The sequence below is a fragment of the Pseudomonas sp. DP-17 genome, from assembly GCF_022380625.1.
Classification (GTDB): Bacteria; Pseudomonadota; Gammaproteobacteria; order Pseudomonadales; family Pseudomonadaceae; genus Pseudomonas; species Pseudomonas nitroreducens_A.
In genome coordinates this window covers 1-26,233 of sequence record NZ_JAKSXG010000020.1, presented here as the reverse complement: position 1 = coordinate 26,233, position 26,233 = coordinate 1, and the positions used below count along the sequence as shown (strand labels likewise).

Genomic DNA, 26,233 nt, shown 5'->3' with positions numbered 1-26,233 from the left:
CGTTGGATAGCGCGTCAGGAAGGCTGCAGCTCAGCGGAGTTGCCCGGCCCGGCGGCCAGTTCTGCGGACAGGGTCTTCTCGTCCAGCTGCTTGCACCACTTGGCGACCACGATGGTGGCTACGCCGTTGCCAACCAGGTTGGTCAGGGCGCGGGCTTCGGACATGAAGCGGTCGATACCCAGGATCAGCGCCAGACCGGCAACCGGCAGGTGGCCGACGGCGGACAGGGTCGCGGCCAGCACGATGAAGCCCGAACCGGTGACGCCCGCGGCGCCCTTGGAGGCGATCAGCAGCACGACCAGCAGGGTCAGCTGGTGGGTGATGTCCATCGGGGTATCGGTGGCCTGGGCGATGAACACGGCGGCCATGGTCAGGTAGATCGAGGTACCGTCCAGGTTGAACGAGTAGCCGGTCGGGATCACCAGGCCGACCACGCTCTTGTCGGCACCCAGCTTCTCCATCTTGGCGATCATGCGCGGCAGGGCCGACTCGGAGGACGAGGTGCCCAGCACGATCAGCAGTTCTTCGCGGATGTAGGAGATGAAGCGCAGGATGCTGAAGCCGTGGGCACGGGCGATGCCGCCCAGCACGATCAGCACGAACAGCAGGCAGGTGATGTAGAAGCACAGCATCAGCTGGCCCAGCTGCACCAGCGAGCCGAGGCCGTAGGCGCCGATGGTGAAGGCCATGGCACCGAAGGCGCCGATGGGCGCGACCTTCATGATCACGTTGATGATGTTGAACATCACGTGGGTGATGCGATCGATGAACTCGAACACCGGCTTGCCGTAGTCACCCAGGCGGTGCAGCGCGTAGCCGAACAGCACGGAGAAGAACAGCACCTGCAGGATGTCACCGTTGGCGAACGCGCCGACCACGGTGCTGGGGATGACGTTCATGAAGAAGTCGATGGTGCTCTGCTTCTCGCCCGAAGCGATGAAGCCGGTGAGCGCCGCGTTCTTGTTCATTTCGGCGGTCAGCGTGGCGACGTCGGCGTGCATGCCGGCACCCGGCTGGACGACGTTGACCACGACCAGGCCGATGATCAGCGCGATGGTGGAAACGATCTCGAAGTACAGCAGCGCCATGCCGCCCGTCTTGCCCACGGCCTTCATGCTCTGCATGCCGGCGATGCCGGTGACCACGGTGCAGAAGATGATCGGCGCGATGGCCATCTTGATCAGTTTGACGAAGCCATCGCCCAGCGGCTTCATCAGCTTGGCGGTGTCGGGGTAGAAGTGGCCGAGCGCGATACCGATGGCGATGGCGATCAGTACCTGCACGTACAGGCTTTTGTAGAAGGGTTGCTTGGTCATGGCAGCTCTGTCCTCACGGGCGAGTGCTTCCCGGAGGAAACACAACACCGAACGCGTTATCTCCCTGCAATGGGAGAATTTGTTTTCAGGGCATGCCAGACGGCAGGCCTTGAGCGCATATCGCAAGTGCTGTGCCAGACCTTTAAAAAATACGTAATCCCTTTAAATTCAATGCCTTCCGTAAAAAGTCGCGGCACGGAAGACCCTGGAAATGGCGGATTCCCGCCTTCTCGCTGGCGGGTTTCCCACCCTCTGGCGGGTATCCGCCACGGTCTTCGTACCGTAGATTGTAGAACTCCGATCAGGTTCGATCGGGGTTCACCGCGCGATTCCTGGACACGCGGCCATGACAACAAGGACCGCTCATGCGAGAACGCACCATTGCCAGCCATTTCGTCCGCGCCGCCATTCGCGGGGCGCAGCGCAAGGGGCTGGACGTCCAGGCGCTGCTGCGCAACGCCGGCATCGCCCCGGTCATCCTCGACGAACCCCGCGCGCGGATCGATCCCTCGCAGTTCACCAGCCTGATGCAACACCTGTGGGAAGCGCTGGACGACGAGTACATGGGCTTGGGCAGCCTGCCAAGCAAGCGCGGCACTTTCGCCATGATGTGCAACGCGATTATCCACTGCCGCACGCTGGAGAAGGCACTGGGACGCGGCTCGCTGTTCTACGGGCTGTTTCCGGAGGCCCCGCGGATCGAACTGGTGCGCGATGGCGACAGTGCCCGCCTGACCCTGGACGAGACCCACCTGCGCGACCCGGATCACTTCCTCACCGAGAGCCTGCTGCTGATCTGGCACCGGCTGGCCAGTTGGCTGATCGGCCAGCGCATCCGCCTGGAGGAAGCCACCTTCAGCTATCCACCGCCCGAGCACCAGGCCGAATACGACCTGCTGTTCCCCTGCCCTCGCCGCTTTTCCGCCTGCAGCACCAGCCTGCTGCTGCAGGCGCGCTACCTGGACATGCCGCTACTGCAGGATGAGCGCACGCTCAAGCATTTCCTCAAGGATTCCCCCGCCGACCTGCTCGCCCGCCCCGACGGCGGCGACAGCCTGACCAGCCAGATCCGCCGCCTGCTCGGCCGCGACTGCCGCAGCTGGCCGGACCTGGAACAGGTCGCCGCGCAACTGCACATGAGCCCGCAGACCCTGCGTCGCCACTTGCGCGAAGAAGGGCCGAACTTCCAGGAGCTCAAGGACCAGCTGCGCCGCGACCTGGCGATCTATTACCTGGGGCGCGACGAACACTCGATCCAGGACATCGCCGACCAGCTCGGCTTCTCCGAGCCCTCGGCTTTCCACCGGGCGTTCAAGAAATGGACGGGGCTGACACCGGGGGCCTACCGGGCGCAGCAGGGGGAGTGACGGTTGCGGGCTTGTCGTAGGATGGGTGGAGCTTGCGATACCCATGCTGCCCTGGACATCTCACGAATGATGGGTATCGCTTCGCTCCACACCCTCCTGCGGGAGCGAAAGAGCAGCCCTCAACCCGGCAGGCGAATCCGGAAGCATGCGCCGCCCAACGCGGAATCCTCCAGCGCCAGTTCGCCGTCGTAGCTGTCGATGATGTCCTTCACCACCGCGGTGCCGATGCCCTGGCCGGGGTGCTGAGTGTCCAGCCGCTCGCCGCGCTTGAGGATGCGTTCGCGCTGGCTGGCCGGCACGCCGGGGCCGTCGTCCTCGATGATCAGCTCGAACGTCCGGCCATTCTTGCGCGCACTGACCTTCACCGTGGTCAGGCACAGGCGGTAGGCGTTCTCCAGCAGGTTGCCGAGCATCTCCAGCAGTGCGCCCTGCTCCAGCGGCAGGGAGAAGCCCGGCGGGATGTCGCGTTCCAGCTTCACGCGCTTGTCGCGGTAGACCTTGTCCAGCGCTCCGGCGATGGTGTCCAGCAACGGATCGAGGGCCGCGCGGTGGCGGATCAGGCCGCTCTTGCGCATGGTCGCGCGCTGCAGTTGGTAGCCGATCTGCTGGCTCATGCGTTCGATCTGGGTCTGCAGCACCTGCACCTGCTCACGGTTCTTCGGCTCGTCGGCGAGGGTTTCGCTGACGCCCTGCAGCACCGCCAGCGGCGTCTTCAGGCTGTGCGCGAGGTCGCCCAGGGAGTTGCGGTAGCGCTCGCGCTGCGCACGCTCGCTGTCCAGCAGACGGTTCACCGAGTCGGTCAGGCGCAGCATCTCGGCGGGGTGCTCGTCGCTGAGGCGCTCGCGGTCGCCGGTCTCGATCTGATCCAGCTCCGAACGCAGGCCACGCATGGAGCGGAAGCCCCAGCCGAGTCCGAGCCACAGCAGGCCAAGCAGCAGCAACAGCGCGCCGCCCAACCAGAGGTAGAGCTGGTCGCGGAAGCCGCTGACCAGTTCACGGAATTCGCTCTCCGGCTGCATGGTGACGATGCTGTAGGCCGCGCGCTGGCCGCCCAGCAGGTCGATCTCCACGTCGTAGACGAAGAACTCCTGGCCGGAGCGATCACGGATGCGGGTGAACTCGTCGATCATGCCGTCGTACTTGGGCGAGTAGTCGACGCTCTCGTCCTGGGCCGAGGTGGACCGCCACACCAGCTTGCCGGACTGGTCGTAGATGAAGCCCAGCAACTTCGATTCGGGAAGGTTGAAGTCCTCCACCGGCAGGTGCTCGGGCATGCTCAGGACATTTCCCTCGATGCGCGCCGAGGACACCAGGGTCGCCACGTCCGCCGCCAGGCGCTGCTGGATGGCGTTCTCCAGGGCAATGCTGAACGCACGCTGGAGAGCCGGCAGCAGCGCCGCCATGAACAGCACGGCCAGAATCGCCGCGCCGATCATCAGCCGCAGGCGCAGCGAGCGGATCATTTACACAACTCGTTGAAGATGTAGCCCTGGCCGCGCACGGTATCGATCGGCTTGAAGCCTGCGGCGCTCTCCAGCTTGCGGCGCAGGCGGCCGACCAGCACTTCGATGACGTTCGGGTCGCGCTCGTCGTCGTCCGGGTAGAGCTGCTCGATCAGCCGCTCCTTGGCCACCACCTGCTGGTGATGGCGCATGAGGTATTCCAGGATGCGGTATTCGAAGGCGGTCAGCTGCAGCGATTCGCCGTCGACCAGCGCCTGCTTGCGGTTGATGTCCAGCACCAGCGGGCCGGCCTCGATGCTTGACTGGGCGAAGCCGCTGGAGCGGCGCAGCAGCGCGTTCAGCCGGGCTTCCAGCTCTTCGAACTGGAAAGGCTTGACCACGTAGTCGTCGGCACCGGCGGCCAGGCCTTCGACCTTGTCCTGCCAGTTGCCGCGAGCGGTGAGGATGAGAATGGGGAAGGTCTTGCCCTGGCTGCGGAACTCGCGGATCAGGTCCAGGCCGCTCATGCCGGGCAACCCGAGGTCGATCATCGCCAGGTCGTGATGGTATTCGCTGGCGCGGTACAGCGCCTCTTCGGCATTGGCAACGGCGTCGACCACATGGCCTTGTTCGCCGAGCCGGGTATACAGGTGATGGCGCAGCAGCGCCTCGTCTTCGACCACCAGCAGTTTCATGCGCGCACTCCCTGAGTCAGGCAACCGGGCCGCGCGGGCCCGGTTGCGTTACCGGTCAGAACTTGTAGTTGGCGCCCAGGTAGAACTGGGAGCTGCTGTGCAGGTCAAGGGATCCCACCTTGCTGCCACCGTGCGGGCTCATCTCGGTACTCGCGTTGGTACGCAGGTAACGGTAGCCGCCTTCTACGGATGCGTTCTTGCCGAGTTCCTGGAGGATACCGGCTTGGGCGCCGATGGCGTAACCCACATCGCTGTCGCGGCTGTAGCCCTTGGAGTCCTGTTCCAGCTTGACCAGGCCGGCGGTGCCGCCGCCGAACAGCTTGGTGCCCTGGTCGCCCAGCGGCAGGAAGGCGTCGTAGCTGCCGAGCAGGTTCTGCTGGCGCAGCTTCAGGCCGTTCTCGGTGTCGGAGACGTTTTCGTAGGTGACGTAGTAGCGGCCCTGTTCCATCTGCTGGCCGGCGCGCACGCCCCAGGTGCCGCTGTTGTTGATCACGCTGTCGAATTTCGGGTTGCCGAGGTTGCGGTTCAACGCGTCGGACTTCTGGATGTTGTTGCTGGTTTCGCCCCAGGTCATCCCGATGAAAGTGTCGGCGGCGTTGGCGGCAGTAGCGGCGACGCTGGCACCGAGGATGGCGGTGGCGAGGGCGATTTTCTTCATGGCTTTCATGGGGACTCTCCCGTCAAGGATTTGCGTAATGTGTTGACGGGGAGAAGGTTACGAGGAGCGCTCTGAACGGAACCTGTCGGAGCGCTGAACCATCGCTGAACGAAAACGCTGTATGAAAAAAGAATAACGCACGTAGGATTTTGCCCACACAAGAAGCAAGGACTAGGCTGATGTCCAAACGTTGGCGGGAGGCTGACCCAATGCCCGATAAGACCGGAGCCGACACGGAAAAAGGCAAGGAAACCCGACTGTTTCTTTTCCTGGTGATCTGCCTGTTCCCCTTGCTCTCTGTGGCCATCGTCGGTGGCTACGGTTTCATCGTCTGGATGTACCAGCTGGTGGCGGGGCCACCCGGCCCGCCCTCGTAGGGCCGCCGTCATGCTCGCAAGACGCGCCCTGCTGCGGCGCCTGGGCGGTGCGCCTGAGGTCCGGCGACCACCGTGGACTGGCCCCGCCAGCGAATTCCTCGAAGGCTGCACGCGCTGCAACGCCTGTATCGACGCCTGCCCGGAGCAGGTGTTGAAAGTGGGCGATGGCGGCTATCCGCAGTTGGACTTCAGCCAGGCCGGTTGCAGCCTGTGCGGCGACTGCGCCCAGTCCTGCGAGGCGCAACTGTTCGACCTCGGCCGCCCGGCCTTTGCCTGGCGCGCGCAGATCGACGACCGCTGCCTGGCCCGCGCCGGCATCCATTGCCGCAGTTGCGATGACGCCTGCGAGCCGCGCGCCATCCGCTTCCGCCCGCAGCTGGGCGGCCCGTCCCTACCCGTGCTCGATCCCGCCCTGTGTACTGGCTGTGGCGCTTGCCTTGCGCCCTGCCCCGGCCACGCCATTCACCTGCTCAACCGTGAGGCCCACCATGCCTGACCCGCAAAGTGTCCAGATTGCCAGCCTGATCATCCACACGCGGCCCGAGTTGCTCGAAGCGGTCAAGGCCAACCTTTTGCGCCTGCCGAACCTGGAAGTTCACCAGCAGAGCGCCCAGGGCAAGCTGGTGGTGGTGCTGGAGGCCGAACACGAGGCCAGCATCCTCGACAACCTCAATGCCATCCAGAACCTGCCCGGAGTACTCAACGCGGTGCTGATCTACCACGAGATCGTCGAGTCGCCCGAATCCCCGCAGGTCGAACCCGAACCCGCTCTCGCCCAGGCCGGAGGTGCCCGATGAACCTGACTCGCCGCCAGTTCGCCAAGGCCAACGCCGCCGCCATTGCCGCGGCCGCCGCCGGCCTGCCGATCCTGAGCTCCGCCAGCAACCTGGTCACCGAGGCGGACATGACCCGCCTGGACTGGAACAAGGCGCCCTGCCGTTTCTGCGGCACCGGCTGCAGCGTGATGGTCGCTACCCGCGACGGCAAAGTGGTCGCCACCCACGGCGACATCAAGGCCGAGGTCAACCGCGGGATCAACTGCGTGAAGGGCTACTTCCTGTCCAAGATCATGTACGGCAGCGACCGCCTGACGCGCCCGCTGCTGCGCATGAAGGACGGCAAGTTCGACAAGCAGGGTGAGTTCTCGCCGATCAGCTGGGACGCCGCCTTCGACATCATGGCCGAGAAGTTCAAGGCCGCGCTCAAGGCCAAGGGCCCCACTTCCGTGGGCATGTTCGGCTCCGGGCAATGGACGGTGTGGGAAGGCTACGCAGCGAACAAGCTGTTCAAGGCCGGCCTGCGCAGCAACAACATCGACCCCAACGCCCGGCATTGCATGGCCTCGGCGGTGATGGGCTTCATGCGCAGCTTCGGCATGGACGAGCCCATGGGCTGCTACGACGACATCGAGGCCACCGACACCTTCGTGCTCTGGGGCTCGAACATGGCCGAGATGCACCCGGTGCTCTGGTCGCGGGTCACCGACCGCCGCCTGAGTGCAGGCCAGGTCAAGGTGGCCGTGCTGTCCACCTTCGAACACCGCAGTTTCGATCTGGCCGACATCCCCATGGTGTTCAAGCCGCAGACCGACCTCTACATCCTCAACTACATCGCCAACCACATCATCGAAAGCGGCGCGGTCAACCGCGACTTCGTCGACAAGCACACCCGCTTCGCCCACGGCGCCGAGGACATCGGCTACGGCCTGCGGCCGGACAACCCGCTGGAGAAGCAGGCGAAGAACGCGGACAAGGCCAACACCTGGAGCGACATCGGCTTCGACGAGTTCGCCGCCTTCGTCAAACCCTACACCCTGGAACGCACCGCCAAGGAAAGCGGCGTCCCGGCCGAGCGCCTCAAGGCACTGGCCGAGCTGTACGCCGACCCGAAGCGCAAGGTGGTGTCGTTCTGGACCATGGGCTTCAACCAGCACACCCGCGGGGTCTGGGCGAACAACCTGATCTACAACATCCACCTGCTCACCGGGAAGATCAGCGAACCGGGCAACAGCCCCTTCTCCCTCACCGGCCAGCCTTCGGCCTGCGGCACCGCCCGCGAAGTGGGCACCTTCGCTCACCGCCTTCCAGCCGACCTGGTGGTGACCAACCCCAAGCACCGGGAGACCGCCGAAAAGATCTGGAAGGTGCCCGCCGGCACCCTCCAGGAAAAGGTCGGCTTCCACGCCGTGCAGCAGAGCCGGATGCTCAAGGACGGCGTGCTCAACGTCTACTGGACCCAGGTCTGCAACAACATGCATGCCGGGCCGAACATCATGCAGGAGGTCCTGCCGGGCTGGCGCAACCCGGAGAATTTCGTGATCGTCTCCGACGTCTATCCCACCGTCTCCGCCCAGGCTGCGGACCTCATCCTGCCCAGCGCCATGTGGGTGGAAAAGGAAGGCGCCTACGGCAATGCCGAGCGCCGCACGCAGTTCTGGCACCAGCTGGTGAAGGCGCCGGGCGAGGCGAAATCCGACCTCTGGCAACTGGTGGAATTCTCCAAGCGCTTCACCACCGACGAAGTCTGGCCCGCCGAGCTGCTGGCCAAGGCGCCGGATCTCAAGGGCAAGACGCTCTATGAGGTGCTGTTCAGGAACGGCCAGGTGGATGCCTTCGGCAGCGAGCAGATCGCCAAGGGCTTCGAGAACGACGAGGCCAAGGCCTTCGGCTTCTATATCCAGAAGGGCCTGTTCGAGGAATACGCCAGCTTCGGCCGTGGCCACGGCCATGACCTCGCGCCCTTCGACGCCTACCACGAGGCGCGCGGCCTGCGCTGGCCAGTGGTGGACGGCAAGGAAACCCGCTGGCGCTACCGCGAAGGCTACGACCCCTACGTGGCCAAGGGCAGCGGACTGCAGTTCTACGGCTACCCGGACAAGAAGGCGATCATCTTCGCCCTGCCCTACGAGCCGCCGGCCGAAGCGCCGGACAAGGAATACCCGTTCTGGCTCTCCACCGGCCGCGTGCTCGAGCACTGGCACACCGGCAGCATGACCCAGCGCGTGCCCGAGCTGTACAAGGCGGTGCCCGACGCCGTGGTGTACATGCACCCTGACGACGCGCGCGACCTGAAGATGCGCCGCGGCAGCGAGGTGAAAGTCATCAGCCGGCGCGGCGAAATCCGCGCGCGCATCGAAACCCGTGGGCGCAACAAGCCGCCGCAGGGGCTGGTGTTCGTGCCCTTCTTCGACGCCAACAAGCTGATCAACAAGGTCACGCTGGATGCCACCGACCCGATCTCCAAGCAGACCGACTACAAGAAATGCGCGGTGCGCATCGAACTGGTCAGCCTGGCCTGAGGAACGCGCGATGAAACCGACACTGCCTGCCCTGCTCCTGCTGCTTTTCGCCCTCCCGGCGCTGGCCGCCGAGGTCAATTACCCGCTGGACGCCCCAGCTCCTGACGGACGCCGCCCGGGTGGCACCCTCACCCAGGACCGCCCGGCGCCGCCGCTGGCCACCGACGAGAACAAGGACATCCGCCGCGAGCGCAACTATCCCGAGCAGCCACCGACCATCCCGCACACCATCGTCGGTTACCGCATCGACACCAACAGCAACAAGTGCCTGTCCTGCCACAGCCGCGCCAACAGCGCGCGGGTACAGGCGCCGATGATCAGCATCACCCACTACATGGACCGCGACGGCCAGCCACTGGCCGCCGTGGCTCCGCGGCGTTACTTCTGCGTGCAATGCCATGTGCCGCAGAAGGACGTGAAACCGCTGGTGGGCAACACCTTCGAGGACATCGACACCATCCTCCAGCACGACGCGGCCGCCGGCACGTCGACCGGCAAGCCCTGAGGAGGCGCCATGAAAGCTCTGTTCGCCTGGCTCTCGGGCTACTGGCACGTCCTGCGCCGTCCCAGCTTGCACTACAGCCTGGGCTTCCTGACGCTGGCCGGGTTCATCGCCGGGATCATCTTCTGGGGCGGCTTCAACACCGCGCTGGAAGCGACCAACTCCGAGGCCTTCTGCACCTCCTGCCATGAGATGCGCGACAACGTCTTCGTCGAGCTCAAGGACACCATTCACTACAGCAACCGCTCCGGCGTGCGCGCCACCTGCCCGGACTGCCACGTGCCACACAAGTGGACCGACAAGATCGCGCGCAAGATGCAGGCTTCCAAGGAGGTCTGGGGCAAGATCTTCGGCACCATCAACACCCGCGAGAAATTCCTCGATCACCGCCGCGAGCTGGCCGAGCACGAATGGGCGCGACTCAAGGCCAACGACTCGCTGGAGTGCCGCAACTGCCACAACTTCCAGTTCATGGACTTCACCCGCCAGAGCCAGCGCGCGCGGCAGATGCACTCCACCGCCCTGGCCTCCGGCGCGGCGACCTGCATCGACTGCCACAAGGGCATCGCCCACCACCTGCCGGACATGTCGGGGGTGAAGGGCTGGCAATGAACCGCGCCTGACACACAATCGCGCACAACGTCCGCTCCTACCCGGGCCCGCCCCCGCGTCGGAGCGGACTTCGTCCGCGATCGACTTTCTGGTGGCGCCAGACTCACCGGTTCGCGAGCAAGCTCGCTCCTACAGCCGGGTTCCGGCCTCGCCCGAGCTATTCGTAGGAGCGAGCTTGCTCGCGAATCAATGCTCGCCACAAACGAAAAGCCCCGGCCAGTGCCGGGGCTTCGCGTCCTCAGAACGGAGCTACTGCCCGCTCTTCAGCGCCTTCAGAATCTTCTGCCCCGCGCGCCCATCCGCCGGCGTCAGGCCGCGCTTGTTCTGCTCCTGCTGGATCGCCTTGCGCGTCACGTCGCCGATCATGCCGTCGGGCTGGCCGATGTTGTAGCCGCGCTGGATCAGCAGTTCCTGCAGCTCCTTGCGCTGCGCCCGGCTCAGGCCCGGGTCGTCTGTCGGCCATGGCGCGCTCAGCCCCGGCTCGCCGCGCAGGCGGTCGGACAGCAGGGCAATGGCCAGCGCATAGCTTTCCGCCGCATTGTAGGAATAGATCGCGTCGTAGTTGCGCAGCACCAGGAAGGCCGGGCCATTGGCCCCCGCCGGCAACAGGATGGCCGCCTTGGAATCGATGCTCGGGATCGGTCTGCCATCGATGCGCTTCACACCACGGCTGGTCCAGTCCGACAGCGCGCGGCGCTTGGTGCGCCCGGCCAGCGAGGCATCGAAGCCCGCTGGCAGCTTCACCTCGTAGCCCCAGGGCTGCCCTTCGCGCCAGCCGGCCTTGCGCAGATAGTTGGCGGTGGATGCCAGGGCGTCGGCGGTGCTGCCCACCAGGTCGCGGTGGCCGTCGCCGTCGAAGTCCTCGGCGATGCGCGCGTAGGTCGACGGCATGAACTGCGTCTGGCCGAAGGCGCCCGCCCAGGAGCCGGTGATGCCGCTGTCGCGGATATCGCCCTGCTGCAGCAGCTTGAGGGTGGCGATGAATTCGCCCTGGAAGAACGACTGGCGCCGCCCGTAGCAGGACAACGTCGACAGCGATACCAGCAGCGGGCGCTTGCCGGTGATGCGGCCGTAATCGCTCTCCACGCCCCACACGGCGACCACCGTGGCCGGGTCGACCTGATAGCGCGCGGCGACCTTGCGCAGCAGGTCGGCATGCTCGGCCATGCGCGCCTTGCCGTCGGCGACGCGCTGCTCGTCCACCAGCCCGGCCAGGTAATCCCAGATCGGCGTGGTGAACTCGGGCTGGGCGTCGAGCAGCGGCAGCACGCTCATGTCCGGCTGCAGCCCTTTGGTGAACTGCGCGAAGCTGGCGGCGCTGACGCCCTTGGCCTGGGCCGCGCCCTGCAGGCGGTTCAGGCAGGAGCCGAAATCGTCGCCCGGCGCTGCCTGCGCCAGTGCCGCCGGCAACAGCAGGGACAAGGCCAGGGAAGCGCGGCGCGCGATGGAAGAAGTCTTCATTGGTGTCGAATGCTCAGATCGGTAAAGGTGGCGCGCCCGCCTTCGCTGGCGGGCCCGCGATTGTCCTGCAGGTAGAGGCCTGCCTTAAAGTACAGGCCCTGGTAGGCCCACTGGGTATCCAGTTGCTGGCTGACCTGGCCGTTCTCGACCTGCACGCTCAGCACTCCGCTGCTGGATACGCCCAGCCGGTAGGTAAAGGTATCGCCCAGGGGGATGCCGTCATAGACGGTGTAGGTGCGCGTGGTGATGTCGTCCGGCCGATCGCGAACCAGCGCCTGTACCCGCGCCTTGTCCAGGCGTTGCTGGTAGACCAGCTTGACCAGCGGCAGGGCCTCGGCGCTGCCGCTGCCGTTGCTGTGGATCTGCCCGATCACCATGCGCCGGCTGGAGGGCACGGCCTCCACGCGCAGGGTAGCGACCATCAGGTTCTCCGCCAGCGGATAGCGCCAGGTTACCAGGCGGCCATCGGCCCGGGTCTCACGCAACTCGGTACGGGGATATTCGCTGCCGCTGGTATGGGCTCCGTTCACCGGCACCCAGAACTCCACGCCATCGGCGCTGCGGCGGAAGTATGGGCTCTGGTAGTCACGGCCGAGTTTTGCCGTGGAAATGGTCGCGGCCGGGCCGCGTTGGGGAATGGTCAGATTCCAGGTGCTCAGGTCCAACATCGGCCTATCGCTTCGCGGGTCAGGACATGGACGCAAGGGTAGACGAGGCTGTCGGACTTTTCACTCATCCGGCTATCCGAATCTCGACCGACAAGTGCGCCCTTGAGCGGCTGCGGGCACAACCCGCGGGCGTTTTCCCCATCACCGGCTATCTTCTTGGATTCCGCCATCGCCACGGCCAATGCCACGGAGAGACACCATGCGCCTGCTCACCGCCCTGCTGCTGTTCGCCTTCGCAGCCAGCGCTTCCGCCGCGATCAAGACCCAGGAAATCCCCTACGAATCCACTGACGGCACGAAAATGATCGGCTACTTCGCCTACGACGACGCCAAGTCCGGCATCCGTCCCGGCGTCATCGTCGTCCATGAGTTCTGGGGCCTGAACGACTACGCCAAGCGCCGCGCCCGCGACCTCGCCGAACTGGGCTACAGCGCCCTGGCCATCGACATGTACGGCGGCGGCAAGCACACCGAACACCCCAACGACGCCAAGGCCTTCATGGCCGAGGCACTGAAGAATGCCGACGCCGCCAAGGCTCGCTTCCAGGCGGGCCTGGAACTGCTGAAGAAACAGCCGCAGACCGACCCGAGCAAGATCGCCGCCATCGGCTACTGCTTCGGCGGCAAGGTGGTGCTGGACATGGCCCGCGCCGGCCTGCCGCTGGCCGGCGTGGCCAGCTTCCATGGCGTGCTGGCAACCCAGACGCCGGCGCAGCCAGGGCAGATCAAGGCCAAGATACTGGTCGAGCACGGCGGTGCCGACACCCTGGTGCCGGCCGAGAGCGTTGCCGCCTTCAAGACCGAGATGGACAACGCCAAGGCCGACTACAAGCTGGTGATCCAGCCCGGCGCCAAGCACAGCTTCACCAGCCCGGACGCCGACAAGCACAAGGGCCACGGCCTCGACGTGGGCTACGACAAGACCGCCGACCAGAAGTCCTGGGCGGACCTGCAGGCGTTCTTCAAGGAGATCTTCGACGTAAAGCCTGACGCGCAATGAAAACGGTGGGCAATAAAAAACGGGAGCCCATTCGGGCTCCCGCACTCAATCAAGTGTAAAGGTTGGAAGCCGCCTTGGCGGCACTCCAACAACAACCTCACCTGCGTCCCCTTGGGAACGCGGCGTGCAGTGTGACAAAGCTTGTCAGACGAATCCGTACGCCTTTGGTGAAGGTTTGCAAACGAATGTAAGTGCCGCGTGACTGGTGAGCCACGTTCTGGCGCGGCAGAATGCTCCCATGACCGCCCTCCCCGATTTCTGTACTCCACTCGACGCCGACTGGCCCCTGCCCACGCCGCTGGCGGGCTGCCACTTGCGCAGTACCCGCTTCGACCGCCAGCGCCTGCAAGCCGGCGACTTCTCCCTCAGCCGCGTCGAGGCACCGGCCAACATCCAGCGCTCCGTCGCCAAGCGCCAGGCCGAATATTTGGCCGGGCGCCTCTGCGCCCGCGCCGCCCTGCTGGCGGCCGGCTCGGCGGCCTGGGTGCCGGGCACCGACGACGAGCGCGCACCGATCTGGCCGGCGGGTTTCTGCGGTTCGATCACCCACGGCGACGGCTGGGCGGCGGCCATCGTCGGGCGCAGCAGCCACTGGCGCGGGCTGGGCCTGGACGTGGAGAACCGCCTGGAAAGCGCACGAGCGGAACGACTGGCCGGGGAAATCCTGACGCCGGATGAGCTGGCACGTCTCGATCCACGGCAGGCGGCGCTGCAGGTCACCCTCACCTTTTCCCTCAAGGAGAGCCTGTTCAAGGCGCTCTTCCCCCTGGTGCGCAAGCGCTTCTACTTCGAGCATGCCGAGTTGCTGAGCTGGTCCGCCGGCGGCAACGCGCGGCTGCGCCTGCTCACCGACCTGTCGGAGGAATGGCACCACGGCAAGGAGATCGCCGGGCAGTTCAGCCTGTTCGATGACCGTTTGCTGAGCCTCGTCGCCATTCCCGCGATCACGGACAGCCGCCGAGCTGGCTGACCGCCACGTAACGCGCCGCCCTGCGCTTGCGCCGGGTGCACAACGCGCCAGCGTCATCCGCCGCCAACCGCAGGCCGGCACACTCTAACCCCAGCGCTCCTATCTCCGGAGCCCAACCGGCAGGAGCGCGCCATGGGCCCGCTCCTGCACGACGCTGCGCATCAGCCCAGCAATGCCACCGACTTGATCTGCGCCCATACCGACTGGCCGGCATGCAGGCCGAGCTGGTCGTGGGAATAGCGGGTGATCCGCGCCAGCAGCGGCGTGCCAGAAACGTCCAGCCTCACCAGCAGGTGCGCCGGATTGTCCGTCGGCACCATCTCGACGACGGTTGCCGGCAGCACGTTGAGGATGCTGCTGTGGGCCGCCGGCTCCAGGCTCAGGCTGACGTCCCGCGCCTGCACCTTGATACGCAGCGCCCTACCCTTGTCCATCGGCGCGTGTGCCAGGCGGATGCGCTGCTCGCAGTGCGGCAGCGCCAAGGTCAGCAGGCCATAGTCGGCGTGGTACCCCAGCACCTGGCCGTCGATCACTACGCCGGCATCTTCCAGGTGGGAAATCGGCAGGTCGGTGCGCGCCAGGGTTTCCACCACCGGGCCGCTGGCAAGGGAACGGCCCTGGTCCAGCAGCACCAGGTGATCGGCCAGTCGCGCCACTTCGTCGGGCGAGTGGCTGACGTAGAGAATCGGGATATCCAGCTCGTCGTGCAGGCGCTCCAGGTACGGCAGGATTTCCGCCTTGCGCTTGAGGTCCAGCGCCGCCAGCGGCTCGTCCATCAGCAGCAGGCGCGGGCTGGTCAGCAGCGCGCGGGCGATGCCGACACGCTGGCGTTCGCCACCGGACAGATGCCCCGGCATGCGCTCCAGCAGATGACCGATGCCCAGCAACTCCGCGGCCTGTTCCAGCTCGACACGATGCCGGTCACGCGGCACGCGCTTCATGCCGTAGGTGAGGTTGCGCTTCACCGACAGGTGCTCGAACAGGTTGGCGTCCTGGAACACGTAGCCCAGCGCCCGCTTGTGCGGCGGCAGGAACACACCCGTGGCGCTGTCCTGCCAGACCTCGCCGTTCACCACCAGCCGGCCGACGGGCGCACGTTCCAGGCCTGCCACGCAGCGCAGGCAGGTGGTCTTGCCGGAGCCGGAGTGGCCGAACAGCGCCGTCACGCCCTTGCCCGGCAATTGCAGGTCGACGTCCAGGCTGAAGCCCGAATAGGTGATCTGGAAACGGGCCTGGATGGCGCGTGCGGAAAGCTCTTGCGGCATGCCCACCTCAGGCCCAGGCCGAACGGCTGCGGCGGCTCGCGTAGAGCGCCAGCAGGACGAAGAAGGAGAAGATCACCATGCCGCCGGCCAGCCAGTGCGCCTGGGCGTACTCCATGGCCTCGACGTGATCGAAGATCTGCACCGACACCACGCGGGTCTTGCCCGGGATGTTGCCGCCGATCATCAGCACCACGCCGAACTCGCCCACCGTGTGGGCGAAGCCGAGGATGCTGGCGGTGATGAAGCCCGGCCGGGCCAGCGGCAGGACCACGGAGAAAAAGGTGTCCAGGGGGCTCGCGCGCAGCGTCGCGGCAGCCTCCAGCGGCTTGTTGCCGATGGCTTCGAAGGCGTTCTGCAACGGCTGCACCACGAAAGGCAGCGAATAGAACACCGAGCCCACCACCAGCCCGGCGAAGGTGAACGGCAAGCGTCCCAGGCCCAGGCTTTCGGTGGCATGACCGATGAAACCATGGGGCCCCATGGTGATCAGCAGGTAAAAGCCGATCACCGTCGGCGGCAACACCAGCGGCAGCGCCACCACCGCCCCCAGCGGGCCTTTCAGCCAGGAGCGGGTACGCGACAGCCACCAGGCGATCGGCGTGCCGACCAGCAGGAGGATCAGGGTACTCAGGGCGGCCAGCTCGATGGTGAGCCGGATGGCCAGGAAATCCTCCTGCGTGAGGGGCATTGCCTGTTCCTTCAGAGAGTCAGAGTTCGTAACCGTAGGACTTGATCACCGCAGCGGCCTCAGGCCCCTTCAGGTACTCGACGAGCGCCTTGGCGGCGGCATTGTCCTTGCCCTTGTTGAGGATCACCGCGTCCTGGCGGATCGGGTCATGCAGGTTGGCCGGGACTATCCAGGCAGAACCGCTGGTCACCTTGCCATCCTTGTAGATCTGCGACAACGCCACGAAACCCAGCTCTGCGTTGCCGGTGGAAACGAACTGGAAGGCCTGGGTGATGTTCTGGCCTTCGACGATCCTGCCGGCGACCTTGTCCTGCAGGCCGAGCTTGTCGATCACCTGGGTGGCGGCCAAACCATAGGGTGCCGCTTTCGGGTTGGCGATAGCCAGGTGCTGGTAGTCGTTCTTCTTCAGCACGTCGCCCTTGGCGTCGACGTAGCCGTCCTTGGCCGACCACAGCGCCAGGGTGCCGATGGCGTAAGTGAAGCGCGAACCGGGGACGATTGCCTTCTCGGCCTCGAGTTTCTTCGGCGTGCTGTCGTCGGCGGCGAGGAAGACTTCGAACGGCGCGCCGTTCCTGATCTGGGTATAGAACTGTCCGGTCGCGCCGTAGACGGCCACCAGCCTGTGACCGGTGGCCTTCTCGAAGTCCTTGGCGATGGCCTGGATCGGCGCAGTGAAGTTCGCGGCGACGGCCACCTGCACTTCATCGGCCAGCGCCGAGTGCAGGGTGAAACAGGAAGCAACCAGCAGGGACAGGCTTGCGAAGCGGTGTTTCATCTTGAGGCTCCAGTGGCTGTTGTTTTCAAGCGTCGCCCCGGCCGATGACAGCACCTGCACGCCCGCTATAACAAAAATTACATAACGATAGCGGCGACTCTGCAATACCCCTCATGGGATAGCAATATCAGTGCGAGAAATCAGGGCGTGGCAGGTTCGCCATCAGCCGGCGATAGCAGCGCAGCATTCTGCATTTCCTGACCAAAAGGTCAAATACTGTCGTCGACCTTCGGCGCCTGGCGGCGAGGCCACATCAGCGTGAAGCAGGCACCGCCCAGCACTTCGCTTTTGGCGATCTGCGCACGGCCGCCGTGCCAGTGGATGATCCGCCGCACGATGGAGAGCCCCAGCCCGTGCCCGCCGGTCACCCGCGCGCGGCTGTCATCGGCGCGGAAGAACGGCTGGAACAACCGGTGCCACTGCGCTTGCGGCACGCCGGGTCCGTCGTCTTCGACGTCCACCTGGCAGCGGTCCACGCTCACCCGGTAACTGATCCGCACCCGCCCTTCGGCGTAGCGCAGCGCGTTGGTCATCAGGTTCTGCAGTGCGCGATGCAGGTAGCGCGGCTCGGCCTCGATCCAGCTGCCCTGGTCGAACGGCACCAGCGAACCCGGCTCGCAGGTGACGGTGATTTCCCGGCGCAGCGGGGCGATCTCCGACACCACCTGCTCTACCAGCGCGCCCAGTTCGATGCGCTGGTAGCTCAGCGCCGGCGAGCCCTGCTCCAGGCGCGCGTAGGTCAGCATCTCGTCCACCAGCTGGTCGAGGTCCTGGATGTCGCCGTCCATGCCCTCCATGTACTTGCGCCGCGCCTTGTCGGTCTCGGCCGACTCGATCATCTCCAGCCCGAAGCGCAGCCGCGCCACCGGCGTGCGCAGTTCGTGGGACACCGCGCGCACCAGTTCGCGCTGCACCGTCAGCAACAGGTGCAACTGCTCGGCCATGTGGTTGAAGGCCCCGGCAAGACGCCCCACGGAGTCCGCGCCGCGCACTTCCACGCGGGTATCCAGGCTGCCGCGGGCGATGCGCGTGGCGGCGGATTCGAGGCCGCGCAGGCGCTGTTCCAGGCCGCTGATGAGCAGGTAGAGCGTCAGGCCGATCAGGGTCAGCGCGACCACCACAATGATCGTCAGCAACTGCGGCGGGTAGGGGTTCATCTGGTAGATCGGCCCCAGCTCCAGCACCCAGGGCGTGTCGAGGATGCCCGAGAGCACGCGGATCGAATCGCCGCCCTTGCCCAGCGCCATCACCGTATCGCCCTCCTCCACCCGACGGCTCTGGTCGTCGTCCAGGTCGACCTCCTTCAGGCGCAGCAGATGCACCTCGAAGCCGAAACGCTTGTCACGGACGATGCGCGCCAGGTGGTAGGGCTGCTCGCTGGCCGGGTAGCGCTTGAGCTCGTCCATCAGCAGGTAGATGGTGGCGCGCGCCAGTTGCTCGCTGACCTGCTCCACCTCGCCGGCAAGAACCAGCCCCTCCGCCGCGCTCACCTGGGTCATCACCTGCACTTCATGGGGCGCCCTGGCCTGCACCAGCACCTGGTCGTTCATCAGCCGCGCCCGGCTGCGTCCTTCCATGCCCAGGGCGTCCAGGCTGGTGAGTTTCAGCGGTATGCCCAGCAGGCGGCTCCATTGGCTCAGCGCACGCTTGCGGTCCACCTCGCTCATCGGCAGCAGCTCGTCCGCCATCAGGCGGAAGGTGCCGCGCGCCAGGTCCTCGCGGTAGCGTTCGCCGCGCACGTCGTTGACCAGGTGCAGGGTCAGCACCGCCAGCGCGGCGACCGCCACCAGGGTCAGCAGCATGCCGCCGTAGATGCGCAGGAAGATGGACTTCATGGCCGGGGCTCTGCCGCCGGGGCGAGCAGCCCGTAGCAGTCCAGGCTGAGGAACGCGCCGTCCTTCACCTCGCACTCGCGGCGCCGGCCTTCCAGGGTGAAGCCCTGGCGCAGCAGCAAACGGCCGCTGGCAAGGTTCGCCGGCTCCACCTCGGCTTCGATGCGGTGCACGTTCATGTCGCGGAAGGCGTGGCGGAAGATCAGCGGCAGGCATTCGCTCATCACGCCCTGCCCCCAGTGCTCGGGCAGCAGCCAGTAGCCCAGTTCCAGACGACGGTGCTCCTGCTGCCAGTTGTTGAAGCCGCAGCCGCCGACTACAGCCTCGGGGGCATCCGGCCGGCAGATCGCCCACCAGATGCCGCTGCGCTCCTTATGGATGCGCTCGAACCACTCCATCTGCTCGCGGGTGGCTTCCAGCGACGCATAGGAGACGCCGTAGTAGCGGATCACCTCGGGATGCGACAGCGCGCGGAACACCGCCGGCTGGTCGGCGTCGGTGAAGGCGCGCAGGCGGAAGCGTTCGCCGTGCAGCTCGGGGAAGGGTTGCACGGCGCTCACGGCTCAGAGCTCCCCGACGAACAGGTAGCCCTTGCTGCGCACCGTCTTGATCAGGCGCGGGTGCATCGGGTCGTCGCCGATCTTCGGGCGGATACGCGAGATGCGCACATCGATGGAGCGGTCCTGGCCGTCGTACTCGATGCCGCGCAGGGCGTTGAATATCTCCTCGCGGGAGAGGATGCGACCGGCGTTGGCCGCCAGCAGCCACAGCAGGTCGAACTCGGCGCTGGTCAGCTCGATGGTCTGCTCGTCCAGCCAGGCCTCGCGCATGGCGTTGTCGATCACCAGCTTGCCGAAAGTCAGGCGCTTGCCACCCGGCGCCGGCGCGGCCTCGGCCGGCTCGCTGCGGCGCAGCAGGGCGCGAATTCGCGCCAGCAGCACGCGCGGGCGCACCGGCTTGCACACGTAGTCGTCGGCGCCCATCTCAAGGCCCTGCACCTGGTCCATGTCGTCGGTGCGTGCGGTGAGCATCAGGATCGGCCCGTCGTAATCCGGGCGCAGGCGCTTGCAGATGGACAGCCCATCCTCGCCCGGCAGCATCAGGTCGAGCACGACCAGATCCGGCCGCTCGGCCAGCACCCGCTCCACCGCCTTGCCGCCATGGGACTCGATGGACACCGCCAGGCCGTTGCTCTCCAGGTAGTCCTGGGTCAGCTCGGCCAATCGCTGGTCGTCCTCGACGATGAGAATGCGCGCTTCTTGTTCCACCTTGCCTCCTGATGCGCCATGAGCGAGCACGGGCCCCACCCTACTATAGAGAGCGACTGTAGAGAGCCCGCAAAAGCGGCCGGCATTGTAGCCAGATTGCCAGCGCGGCCGCACGCCAGCGGCGTAAACCGGCATTGCGCAAAAAGGTCAAGGGTTGCTGCGATAGAAACACTACATATTGTGGTAGTGTTCCTCCCCGCGCAGCGCCCCTGACTCGTGTGAAAAATCTGTCACCAACCACGACGAACGGTGAAAGGCAGTCAGCATCAGGGATAGCGCGAGTTACCCCGCTTCACCCACATTCCATGCACATTTTATCCACAGCTTTTCCCCGACCTCCCGCCTTGCAAACACCCCCTTAGCGCATTATCTTGTATCCCCGTTGCGGTAGACCCCTACATCTTGGGGTTACAGCAGCGAACCGGACACAAGAAGAAAGTCGAAATCCCGAGCCTGTTCCACGGCTCCTCCGGTTCCACCACAGCGTATTCCAGACGGTCTGATGTGCCACGCGGCCCCGCCCGCAAGGAGCGATTCATGTCGATGGAAATGCGGTACGGGTGTTGCAACGTAACGTTCAACACCACTAGGTATTGTGGTCCCGGCTCGTAAAGCCGGCACCCGAGTCGGGCCAGGGAGGCGCTTCGGGTCATCTCCCCCTGTTCCAGAAGAATTCCAGCTTGCGGCTGCATCCGCGGGCGACTGCTCTTTTTGTTCTTTATTTCGCTCCTTGCTTTTGAGATGGCGCCCCTGGCGCCGGCAACAAACCCATTACGAGAACGTGGAGACAACCACCCATGCAAATCGACACCACTCGCGAGAACCCGCAGGCCAACGCGCCGCAGGCCGCCGAATCCGCCCAGGATCTGGCTGCCACCGCGCCCGGCCAGCTGCGCGTGATCAAGCGCAACGGCACCGTAGTTCCCTACACCGACGACAAGATCACCGTAGCCATCACCAAGGCGTTCCTCGCCGTGGAAGGCGGCACCGCCGCCGCCTCGTCGCGCATCCATGAGACCGTGCGCCGCCTGACCGAACAGGTCACCGCGACCTTCAAGCGCCGCATGCCCTCCGGTGGCACCATCCACATCGAAGAAATCCAGGACCAGGTCGAACTGTCCCTGATGCGCGCCGGCGAGCAGAAAGTCGCCCGCGACTACGTGATATACCGCGAAGCCCGTGCCAACGAGCGCAAGACCGCAGGCAGCGCCAGCGACATCGCCCAGCCGCACCCGAGCATCCGCATCACCAAGGCCGACGGCAGCACCCAGCCGCTGGACATGGGCCGCCTGCAGACCATCATCCGCGAAGCCTGCGAAGGCCTGGCCGAAGTCGATGGCGCCCTGATCGAACGCGAGACCCTGAAGAACCTGTACGACGGCGTGGCCGAGAAGGACGTCAACACCGCCCTGGTGATGACCGCCCGTACCCTGGTCGAGCGCGAGCCGAACTACTCCTACGTCACCGCCCGCCTGCTGATGGACACCCTGCGCGCCGAAGCGCTGGGCTTCCTCGGCGTGGCCGACAGCGCCACCCACCACGAGATGGCCGACCTGTACGCCAAGGCCCTGGCCGCCTACGTCGAGAAAGGCGCCGAGTTCGAGCTGATCGACAGCAAGCTGAAAGAGTTCGACCTGGCCAAGCTGGGCGCCGCGATCAACCACGAGCGCGACCAGCAGTTCACCTACCTCGGCCTGCAGACCCTGTACGACCGCTACTTCATCCACAAGGACGGCATCCGTTTCGAACTGCCGCAGGTCTTCTTCATGCGCGTGGCCATGGGCCTGGCCATCGAAGAGAAGGACCGTGAAGCTCGCGCCATCGAGTTCTACAACCTGCTCTCCTCGTTCGACTACATGTCGTCCACCCCGACCCTGTTCAACGCCGGCACCCTGCGTCCGCAGCTGTCCTCCTGCTACCTGACCACCGTGCCGGACGACCTGTCGGGCATCTACAACGCGATCCACGACAACGCCATGCTGTCGAAGTTCGCCGGTGGCCTGGGCAACGACTGGACTCCGGTGCGCGCGCTGGGCTCCTACATCAAGGGCACCAACGGCAAGTCCCAGGGCGTGGTTCCGTTCCTGAAGGTGGTGAACGACACCGCCGTCGCCGTGAACCAGGGTGGCAAGCGCAAGGGCGCCGTCTGCGCCTACCTGGAAACCTGGCACCTGGACATCGAGGAATTCCTCGAGCTGCGCAAGAACACCGGTGACGACCGTCGCCGCACCCACGACATGAACACCGCGAACTGGATTCCGGACCTGTTCATGAAGCGCGTCTTCGACGACGGCAAGTGGACCCTGTTCTCCCCGTCCGAAGTACCGGACCTGCACGATCTGACCGGCAAGGCCTTCGAAGAGCGCTACGAGTATTACGAAGCCCTGACCGAGTACAACAAGATCAAGGTGTTCAAGGTCGTCCAGGCCAAGGACCTGTGGCGCAAGATGCTCTCCATGCTCTTCGAGACCGGCCACCCGTGGCTGACCTTCAAGGACCCGTGCAACCTGCGCAGCCCGCAGCAGCACGTGGGCGTGGTCCACAGCTCGAACCTGTGCACCGAGATCACCCTGAACACCAACAAGGACGAGATCGCGGTCTGCAACCTGGGCTCGATCAACCTGGTCAACCACATCGTCGACGGCAAGCTGGACACCGCCAAGCTCGAGAAGACCGTGAAGACCGCCGTGCGCATGCTCGATAACGTTATCGACATCAACTACTACTCGGTCCCGCAGGCTCGCAACTCGAACCTCAAGCACCGTCCGGTCGGCCTGGGCATCATGGGCTTCCAGGACGCGCTGTACCTGCAGCACATCGCCTACGGCTCCGACGCGGCCATCGAGTTCGCCGACAAGTCCATGGAAGCGGTGAGCTACTTCGCCATCCAGGCTTCCTGTGACCTGGCCGACGAGCGCGGCGCCTACGAGACCTTCGACGGCTCCCTGTGGTCCAAGGGCATCCTGCCGCTGGACTCCCAGCAGATCCTCATCGAAGCCCGTGGCCAGAAGTACATCGACGTCGACCTCACCGAATCCCTCGACTGGGCTCCGGTCCGTGCCCGCGTACAGAAAGGCATCCGTAACTCGAACATCATGGCCATCGCGCCGACCGCGACCATCGCCAACATCACCGGCGTATCGCAGTCCATCGAGCCGACCTACCAGAACCTGTACGTGAAATCGAACCTCTCCGGCGAGTTCACCGTGATCAACCCCTACCTGGTTCGCGACCTGAAAGCGCGCGGCCTGTGGGACCCGGTCATGGTCAACGACCTGAAGTACTACGACGGCTCCGTGCAGCAGATCGAGCGCATCCCGCAAGACCTGAAGGACCTGTACGCCACCGCCTTCGAAGTCGAGACCAAGTGGATCGTCGACGCCGCCAGCCGCCGCCAGAAGTGGATCGATCAGGCCCAGTCCCTGAACCTCTACATCGCCGGCGCCTCGGGCAAGAAGCTGGACGTGACCTACCGCATGGCCTGGTACCGTGGCCTGAAGACCACCTACTACCTCCGTGCCCTGGCCGCCACCAGCACCGAGAAGTCCACCATCAACACCGGCAAGCTCAACGCCGTGTCCGCGGGTGGCAACGATGGCCTGCAAGCCGCCGCCGCCGAGCCGCAACCGGCTCCGGTGCCGCAAGCCTGCTCCATCGACAACCCGGACTGCGAAGCCTGCCAGTAAAAGAGTAAGCGGTCCTCGGAACGGTCCGCGCGTCGTTGCCCGGCAGGTCGGCCCCCATCACGTACAGTCGTACGCTCAGGGGCTCCGACCTACCCGGCGCCTAGCGCGGCCTCGCTCCGAGGCACCGCCAGAACTCCGCAGTTTCACAGTCCCCTCTCCCTCTGGGAGAGGGCTAGGGTGAGGGGCTCTTCAGGGCCCCTGCTCCCTAAGAACAACAGCCTCCTCCGTCGTGAACGGAAGACGCACAAGCTCTTAGCGTGCACACCACGCCATCAGACATCAGGCCGCCACAGAGCAGCCCACAGAACCAGGAGAGGAAGCCCATGCTGAGCTGGGACGAATTCGACAAAGAAGACGCCACCGAAGCCAAGGCCGCCCCGGCCGTCGCCCAGGCCGCCGCGCAGAACGCTGACAAACTCGACGCCGACGCCGCAGGCTCCGTCGAGGAAGCACGCGCCGTATCCGCCGACGACTCCGACGCCGTCGCCCGCGCCAAGCAGGCCCTCGACGCCCTGGACATCCAGGAAGGCCTGGACGATCTGGAAGGCTCCGCCGCCCGCGTACAGGTCGGCGACAAGCAGATGATCAACGCCCGCGCCGACCTCAACCAGCTCGTACCCTTCAAGTACGACTGGGCCTGGCAGAAGTATCTGGATGGTTGCGCCAACCACTGGATGCCCCAGGAAGTGAACATGAACGCCGACATTGCCCTGTGGAAGAGCAAGGACGGCCTCAGCGAAGACGAGCGCCGCATCGTCATGCGCAACCTCGGCTTCTTCTCCACCGCCGACTCCCTGGTGGCCAACAACCTGGTGCTGGCCGTGTACCGCCTGATCACCAACCCCGAGTGCCGCCAGTACATCCTGCGCCAGGCCTTCGAGGAAGCGATCCACACCCACGCCTACCAGTACTGCATCGAGTCGCTGGGCATGGATGAAGGCGAAATCTTCAACATGTACCACGAGATTCCTTCGGTCGCGAAGAAAGCCTCCTGGGGCCTGAAGTACACCCGCTCGATTTCCGACCCCGAGTTCAAGACCGGCACCCCGGAGACCGACCGCCAGTTCCTGCGCAACCTGATCGCCTACTACTGCGTACTGGAAGGCATCTTCTTCTACTGCGGCTTCACCCAGATCCTTTCCATGGGCCGCCGCAACAAGATGACCGGCACCGCCGAGCAGTTCCAGTACATCCTGCGCGACGAATCCATGCACCTGAACTTCGGCATCGACGTGATCAACCAGATCAAGATCGAAAACCCGCACCTGTGGGATGCCCAGATGAAGGACGAGGCCACCCAGATGATCCTCCAGGGCACCCAGCTGGAGATCGAATACGCACGCGACACCATGCCGCGCGGCGTACTGGGCATGAATGCGGCGATGATGGAGGACTACCTCAAGTTCATCGCCAACCGCCGCCTGACCCAGATCGGCCTGAAAGAGGAATACCCGGGCACCAGCAACCCGTTCCCGTGGATGAGCGAAATCATGGACCTGAAGAAGGAAAAGAACTTCTTCGAGACCCGCGTGATCGAGTACCAGACCGGCGGCGCGCTGAGCTGGGACTGACGGAAGTAGTCGCTCAATCTCACTCAGGCGTAAAACTGACTCACTTATTGTGAAACGTCGCCACTCACCCGAGGCGCACGCACTGAGTCACTTCACGGCGAAGCGATTACAAAACGAGTTTGGAGTGTAACAAGCAAGAGCCTTGTAGCTACCAAGGATGGAGTGAAAGGGTGCAGTCGAATGGCCGGCGGGCTAAAGCCCGCCGGCCTTTTTTATGAGAATCACTGCCCCTCGCCACTCTTGCCCCACATTGGGCTGAAGCAATCTGCCACGATTGTTAGACTGCTGCGATTTGGCGTCAGAGCAACGCCTATCGTAAAAGGAATTTTTCTCAAATGACCGCCCTCCATCTCCTACTGGATACCTATCGCACTGCATCCCTCACTGAGCGTGAAAAAGGCACCTACTTCGAAGAGCTGATCGTCACCTATCTGCGTAACGAGTCCACTTACAGAGATCTCTACGACAAGGTATGGATGTATGCCGACTGGGCCAAGGAGCAGGGGTTGGACGGTCGCGACACCGGTATCGATCTGGTCGCGCGCACCCAGGGCACGAGCGAGTTCCATGCCATCCAGTGCAAGCTCTACGCCGAGGGCTACAAAGTCCAGAAGAAGGACATCGACAGCTTCTTCACTGCCTCAGGCAAGGCGCCTGAATCGCCCCGGCTTTCCTAGACACTCTCCAAGCTTTGGAAATAGCGCTTTTCAAACTCCACTGGCGATAGCTGCATAGCGCTGCTGTGCCGGCGTTTGGGGTTATAAAACATCTCGATGTAATCG

General features: G+C 65.0%; 24 protein-coding genes and 1 pseudogene. 12 read left to right on the top strand and 13 right to left on the bottom strand.

Features of this window, described 5'->3' with window-relative positions:
• Nucleotides 1-14 precede the first annotated feature (14 nt).
• Nucleotides 15-1,316 carry a dicarboxylate/amino acid:cation symporter gene (locus MJ122_RS28775; RefSeq protein ID WP_017516453.1) on the bottom strand — a complete coding sequence of 434 codons (1,302 nt, stop codon included), beginning with the start codon at nt 1,314-1,316 and terminating at the stop codon, nt 15-17.
• A 365-nt stretch (nt 1,317-1,681) separates the two neighbouring features.
• On the opposite strand from MJ122_RS28775, the gene MJ122_RS28770 reads away from it, so the two are divergent.
• On the top strand, nt 1,682-2,683 hold the full coding sequence (locus MJ122_RS28770) for an AraC family transcriptional regulator (protein WP_088418140.1): 1,002 nt from the start codon (nt 1,682-1,684) through the stop codon (nt 2,681-2,683).
• Between the two features lie 119 nt (nt 2,684-2,802).
• On the opposite strand, the gene MJ122_RS28765 is transcribed toward MJ122_RS28770, so the two are convergent.
• The 3 genes from MJ122_RS28765 to MJ122_RS28755 are packed head-to-tail and all read right to left on the bottom strand — an operon-like array spanning nt 2,803 to nt 5,487.
• Nucleotides 2,803-4,146: an ATP-binding protein gene (locus tag MJ122_RS28765; RefSeq protein ID WP_088418138.1), complete on the bottom strand. Its 1,344-nt coding sequence runs from the start codon at nt 4,144-4,146 to the stop codon at nt 2,803-2,805.
• Nucleotides 4,143-4,820 carry a response regulator gene (locus tag MJ122_RS28760; protein ID WP_088418136.1) on the bottom strand — a complete coding sequence of 226 codons (678 nt, stop codon included), beginning with the start codon at nt 4,818-4,820 and terminating at the stop codon, nt 4,143-4,145. Before MJ122_RS28760 ends, MJ122_RS28765 begins: the two co-directional genes overlap by 4 nt.
• A gap of 55 nt (nt 4,821-4,875) precedes the next feature.
• The gene (locus tag MJ122_RS28755; RefSeq protein ID WP_239747044.1) at nt 4,876-5,487 is read right to left on the bottom strand and encodes a hypothetical protein; all 612 of its coding nucleotides are present in this window, start codon (nt 5,485-5,487) and stop codon (nt 4,876-4,878) included.
• A 200-nt stretch (nt 5,488-5,687) separates the two neighbouring features.
• Between MJ122_RS28755 and napE the strand changes: the two genes are divergently transcribed.
• From napE to MJ122_RS28725, 6 genes are read left to right on the top strand one after another with little or no spacing between them, the layout of a single operon-like run.
• Complete coding sequence (napE, locus tag MJ122_RS28750) at nt 5,688-5,855, top strand: periplasmic nitrate reductase, NapE protein (RefSeq protein ID WP_026078721.1); 168 nt, start codon at nt 5,688-5,690, stop codon at nt 5,853-5,855.
• Nucleotides 5,856-5,865: 10 nt separating this feature from the next.
• Nucleotides 5,866-6,351, top strand: coding sequence for a ferredoxin-type protein NapF (gene napF, locus MJ122_RS28745; protein ID WP_239747043.1), 486 nt, complete (start codon nt 5,866-5,868; stop codon nt 6,349-6,351).
• Entirely contained in the window at nt 6,344-6,652 is a 309-nt protein-coding gene (locus MJ122_RS28740) for a chaperone NapD (RefSeq protein ID WP_239747042.1), read from the top strand. Before napF ends, MJ122_RS28740 begins: the two co-directional genes overlap by 8 nt.
• Nucleotides 6,649-9,153: a nitrate reductase catalytic subunit NapA gene (gene napA / locus MJ122_RS28735; protein ID WP_141099347.1), complete on the top strand. Its 2,505-nt coding sequence runs from the start codon at nt 6,649-6,651 to the stop codon at nt 9,151-9,153. Before MJ122_RS28740 ends, napA begins: the two co-directional genes overlap by 4 nt.
• A 10-nt stretch (nt 9,154-9,163) precedes the next feature.
• A complete protein-coding gene (locus MJ122_RS28730) occupies nt 9,164-9,658 on the top strand; it encodes a nitrate reductase cytochrome c-type subunit (RefSeq protein ID WP_017516462.1) in 495 nt (164 codons plus the stop codon).
• Nucleotides 9,659-9,667: 9 nt separating this feature from the next.
• Entirely contained in the window at nt 9,668-10,267 is a 600-nt protein-coding gene (locus MJ122_RS28725; protein ID WP_239747041.1) for a cytochrome c3 family protein, read from the top strand.
• Between the two features lie 249 nt (nt 10,268-10,516).
• Here the strand turns inward: MJ122_RS28725 and MJ122_RS28720 are convergent, their stop codons facing one another.
• Together MJ122_RS28720 and MJ122_RS28715 are read right to left on the bottom strand one after the other, a co-directional pair.
• On the bottom strand, nt 10,517-11,728 hold the full coding sequence (locus tag MJ122_RS28720; protein ID WP_239747040.1) for a lytic murein transglycosylase: 1,212 nt from the start codon (nt 11,726-11,728) through the stop codon (nt 10,517-10,519).
• Nucleotides 11,725-12,396 (bottom strand): polysaccharide lyase family 7 protein, encoded by a 672-nt coding sequence (locus MJ122_RS28715; RefSeq protein ID WP_088418124.1) that lies wholly within the window; start codon nt 12,394-12,396, stop codon nt 11,725-11,727. The genes MJ122_RS28720 and MJ122_RS28715 overlap by 4 nt, the downstream gene beginning before the upstream one ends.
• Nucleotides 12,397-12,595: 199 nt before the next feature.
• Here MJ122_RS28715 and MJ122_RS28710 point away from each other — a divergent pair, with 199 nt between their 5' ends.
• Together MJ122_RS28710 and MJ122_RS28705 are read left to right on the top strand one after the other, a co-directional pair.
• The gene (locus MJ122_RS28710) at nt 12,596-13,396 is read left to right on the top strand and encodes a dienelactone hydrolase family protein (RefSeq protein ID WP_088418122.1); all 801 of its coding nucleotides are present in this window, start codon (nt 12,596-12,598) and stop codon (nt 13,394-13,396) included.
• A 238-nt stretch (nt 13,397-13,634) separates the two neighbouring features.
• Complete coding sequence (locus MJ122_RS28705; RefSeq protein ID WP_088418120.1) at nt 13,635-14,366, top strand: 4'-phosphopantetheinyl transferase superfamily protein; 732 nt, start codon at nt 13,635-13,637, stop codon at nt 14,364-14,366.
• Nucleotides 14,367-14,527: 161 nt separating this feature from the next.
• On the opposite strand, the gene modC is transcribed toward MJ122_RS28705, so the two are convergent.
• The 6 genes from modC to MJ122_RS28675 form a co-directional block, all read right to left on the bottom strand.
• Nucleotides 14,528-15,631 (bottom strand): molybdenum ABC transporter ATP-binding protein, encoded by a 1,104-nt coding sequence (gene modC, locus MJ122_RS28700; RefSeq protein WP_239747039.1) that lies wholly within the window; start codon nt 15,629-15,631, stop codon nt 14,528-14,530.
• 7 nt (nt 15,632-15,638) lie between these two features.
• Entirely contained in the window at nt 15,639-16,319 is a 681-nt protein-coding gene (gene modB, locus MJ122_RS28695) for a molybdate ABC transporter permease subunit (RefSeq protein WP_239747038.1), read from the bottom strand.
• Nucleotides 16,320-16,338: 19 nt separating this feature from the next.
• On the bottom strand, nt 16,339-17,094 hold the full coding sequence (modA, locus tag MJ122_RS28690) for a molybdate ABC transporter substrate-binding protein (protein ID WP_239747037.1): 756 nt from the start codon (nt 17,092-17,094) through the stop codon (nt 16,339-16,341).
• Nucleotides 17,095-17,303: 209 nt separating this feature from the next.
• On the bottom strand, nt 17,304-18,929 hold the full coding sequence (locus MJ122_RS28685; RefSeq protein WP_198771943.1) for an ATP-binding protein: 1,626 nt from the start codon (nt 18,927-18,929) through the stop codon (nt 17,304-17,306).
• The gene (locus tag MJ122_RS28680; protein ID WP_088418112.1) at nt 18,926-19,486 is read right to left on the bottom strand and encodes a GNAT family protein; all 561 of its coding nucleotides are present in this window, start codon (nt 19,484-19,486) and stop codon (nt 18,926-18,928) included. The genes MJ122_RS28685 and MJ122_RS28680 overlap by 4 nt, the downstream gene beginning before the upstream one ends.
• A 3-nt stretch (nt 19,487-19,489) precedes the next feature.
• Entirely contained in the window at nt 19,490-20,194 is a 705-nt protein-coding gene (locus MJ122_RS28675) for a response regulator (RefSeq protein ID WP_017516341.1), read from the bottom strand.
• A 797-nt stretch (nt 20,195-20,991) separates the two neighbouring features.
• Between MJ122_RS28675 and MJ122_RS28670 the strand changes: the two genes are divergently transcribed.
• The 3 genes and pseudogenes from MJ122_RS28670 to MJ122_RS28660 all read left to right on the top strand — a co-directional run.
• Nucleotides 20,992-23,880 (top strand): ribonucleoside-diphosphate reductase subunit alpha, encoded by a 2,889-nt coding sequence (locus tag MJ122_RS28670; RefSeq protein WP_088418110.1) that lies wholly within the window; start codon nt 20,992-20,994, stop codon nt 23,878-23,880.
• Between the two features lie 323 nt (nt 23,881-24,203).
• Nucleotides 24,204-25,451: a ribonucleotide-diphosphate reductase subunit beta gene (locus tag MJ122_RS28665; RefSeq protein ID WP_017516338.1), complete on the top strand. Its 1,248-nt coding sequence runs from the start codon at nt 24,204-24,206 to the stop codon at nt 25,449-25,451.
• 335 nt (nt 25,452-25,786) lie between these two features.
• A pseudogene (locus tag MJ122_RS28660) lies at nt 25,787-26,122 on the top strand (restriction endonuclease); the annotation flags it as partial.
• A gap of 2 nt (nt 26,123-26,124) precedes the next feature.
• Here MJ122_RS28660 and MJ122_RS28655 read toward each other — a convergent pair.
• Nucleotides 26,125-26,233 (bottom strand): IS3 family transposase (locus tag MJ122_RS28655; protein WP_143972353.1); only part of this gene is annotated, 109 nt, incomplete at its 5' end.

What these genes read in the sequence shown, in the direction of transcription:
- MJ122_RS28775 (WP_017516453.1), bottom strand. Translation starts at nt 1,316, where the DNA reads ATGACCAAGCAACCCTTCTACAAAAGCCTGTACGTGCAGGTACTGATC.
- MJ122_RS28770 (WP_088418140.1), top strand. Translation starts at nt 1,682, where the DNA reads ATGCGAGAACGCACCATTGCCAGCCATTTCGTCCGCGCCGCCATTCGC.
- MJ122_RS28765 (WP_088418138.1), bottom strand. Translation starts at nt 4,146, where the DNA reads ATGATCCGCTCGCTGCGCCTGCGGCTGATGATCGGCGCGGCGATTCTG.
- MJ122_RS28760 (WP_088418136.1), bottom strand. Translation starts at nt 4,820, where the DNA reads ATGAAACTGCTGGTGGTCGAAGACGAGGCGCTGCTGCGCCATCACCTG.
- MJ122_RS28755 (WP_239747044.1), bottom strand. Translation starts at nt 5,487, where the DNA reads ATGAAAGCCATGAAGAAAATCGCCCTCGCCACCGCCATCCTCGGTGCC.
- napE (WP_026078721.1), top strand. Translation starts at nt 5,688, where the DNA reads ATGCCCGATAAGACCGGAGCCGACACGGAAAAAGGCAAGGAAACCCGA.
- napF (WP_239747043.1), top strand. Translation starts at nt 5,866, where the DNA reads ATGCTCGCAAGACGCGCCCTGCTGCGGCGCCTGGGCGGTGCGCCTGAG.
- MJ122_RS28740 (WP_239747042.1), top strand. Translation starts at nt 6,344, where the DNA reads ATGCCTGACCCGCAAAGTGTCCAGATTGCCAGCCTGATCATCCACACG.
- napA (WP_141099347.1), top strand. Translation starts at nt 6,649, where the DNA reads ATGAACCTGACTCGCCGCCAGTTCGCCAAGGCCAACGCCGCCGCCATT.
- MJ122_RS28730 (WP_017516462.1), top strand. Translation starts at nt 9,164, where the DNA reads ATGAAACCGACACTGCCTGCCCTGCTCCTGCTGCTTTTCGCCCTCCCG.
- MJ122_RS28725 (WP_239747041.1), top strand. Translation starts at nt 9,668, where the DNA reads ATGAAAGCTCTGTTCGCCTGGCTCTCGGGCTACTGGCACGTCCTGCGC.
- MJ122_RS28720 (WP_239747040.1), bottom strand. Translation starts at nt 11,728, where the DNA reads ATGAAGACTTCTTCCATCGCGCGCCGCGCTTCCCTGGCCTTGTCCCTG.
- MJ122_RS28715 (WP_088418124.1), bottom strand. Translation starts at nt 12,396, where the DNA reads ATGTTGGACCTGAGCACCTGGAATCTGACCATTCCCCAACGCGGCCCG.
- MJ122_RS28710 (WP_088418122.1), top strand. Translation starts at nt 12,596, where the DNA reads ATGCGCCTGCTCACCGCCCTGCTGCTGTTCGCCTTCGCAGCCAGCGCT.
- MJ122_RS28705 (WP_088418120.1), top strand. Translation starts at nt 13,635, where the DNA reads ATGACCGCCCTCCCCGATTTCTGTACTCCACTCGACGCCGACTGGCCC.
- modC (WP_239747039.1), bottom strand. Translation starts at nt 15,631, where the DNA reads ATGCCGCAAGAGCTTTCCGCACGCGCCATCCAGGCCCGTTTCCAGATC.
- modB (WP_239747038.1), bottom strand. Translation starts at nt 16,319, where the DNA reads ATGCCCCTCACGCAGGAGGATTTCCTGGCCATCCGGCTCACCATCGAG.
- modA (WP_239747037.1), bottom strand. Translation starts at nt 17,094, where the DNA reads ATGAAACACCGCTTCGCAAGCCTGTCCCTGCTGGTTGCTTCCTGTTTC.
- MJ122_RS28685 (WP_198771943.1), bottom strand. Translation starts at nt 18,929, where the DNA reads ATGAAGTCCATCTTCCTGCGCATCTACGGCGGCATGCTGCTGACCCTG.
- MJ122_RS28670 (WP_088418110.1), top strand. Translation starts at nt 20,992, where the DNA reads ATGCAAATCGACACCACTCGCGAGAACCCGCAGGCCAACGCGCCGCAG.
- MJ122_RS28665 (WP_017516338.1), top strand. Translation starts at nt 24,204, where the DNA reads ATGCTGAGCTGGGACGAATTCGACAAAGAAGACGCCACCGAAGCCAAG.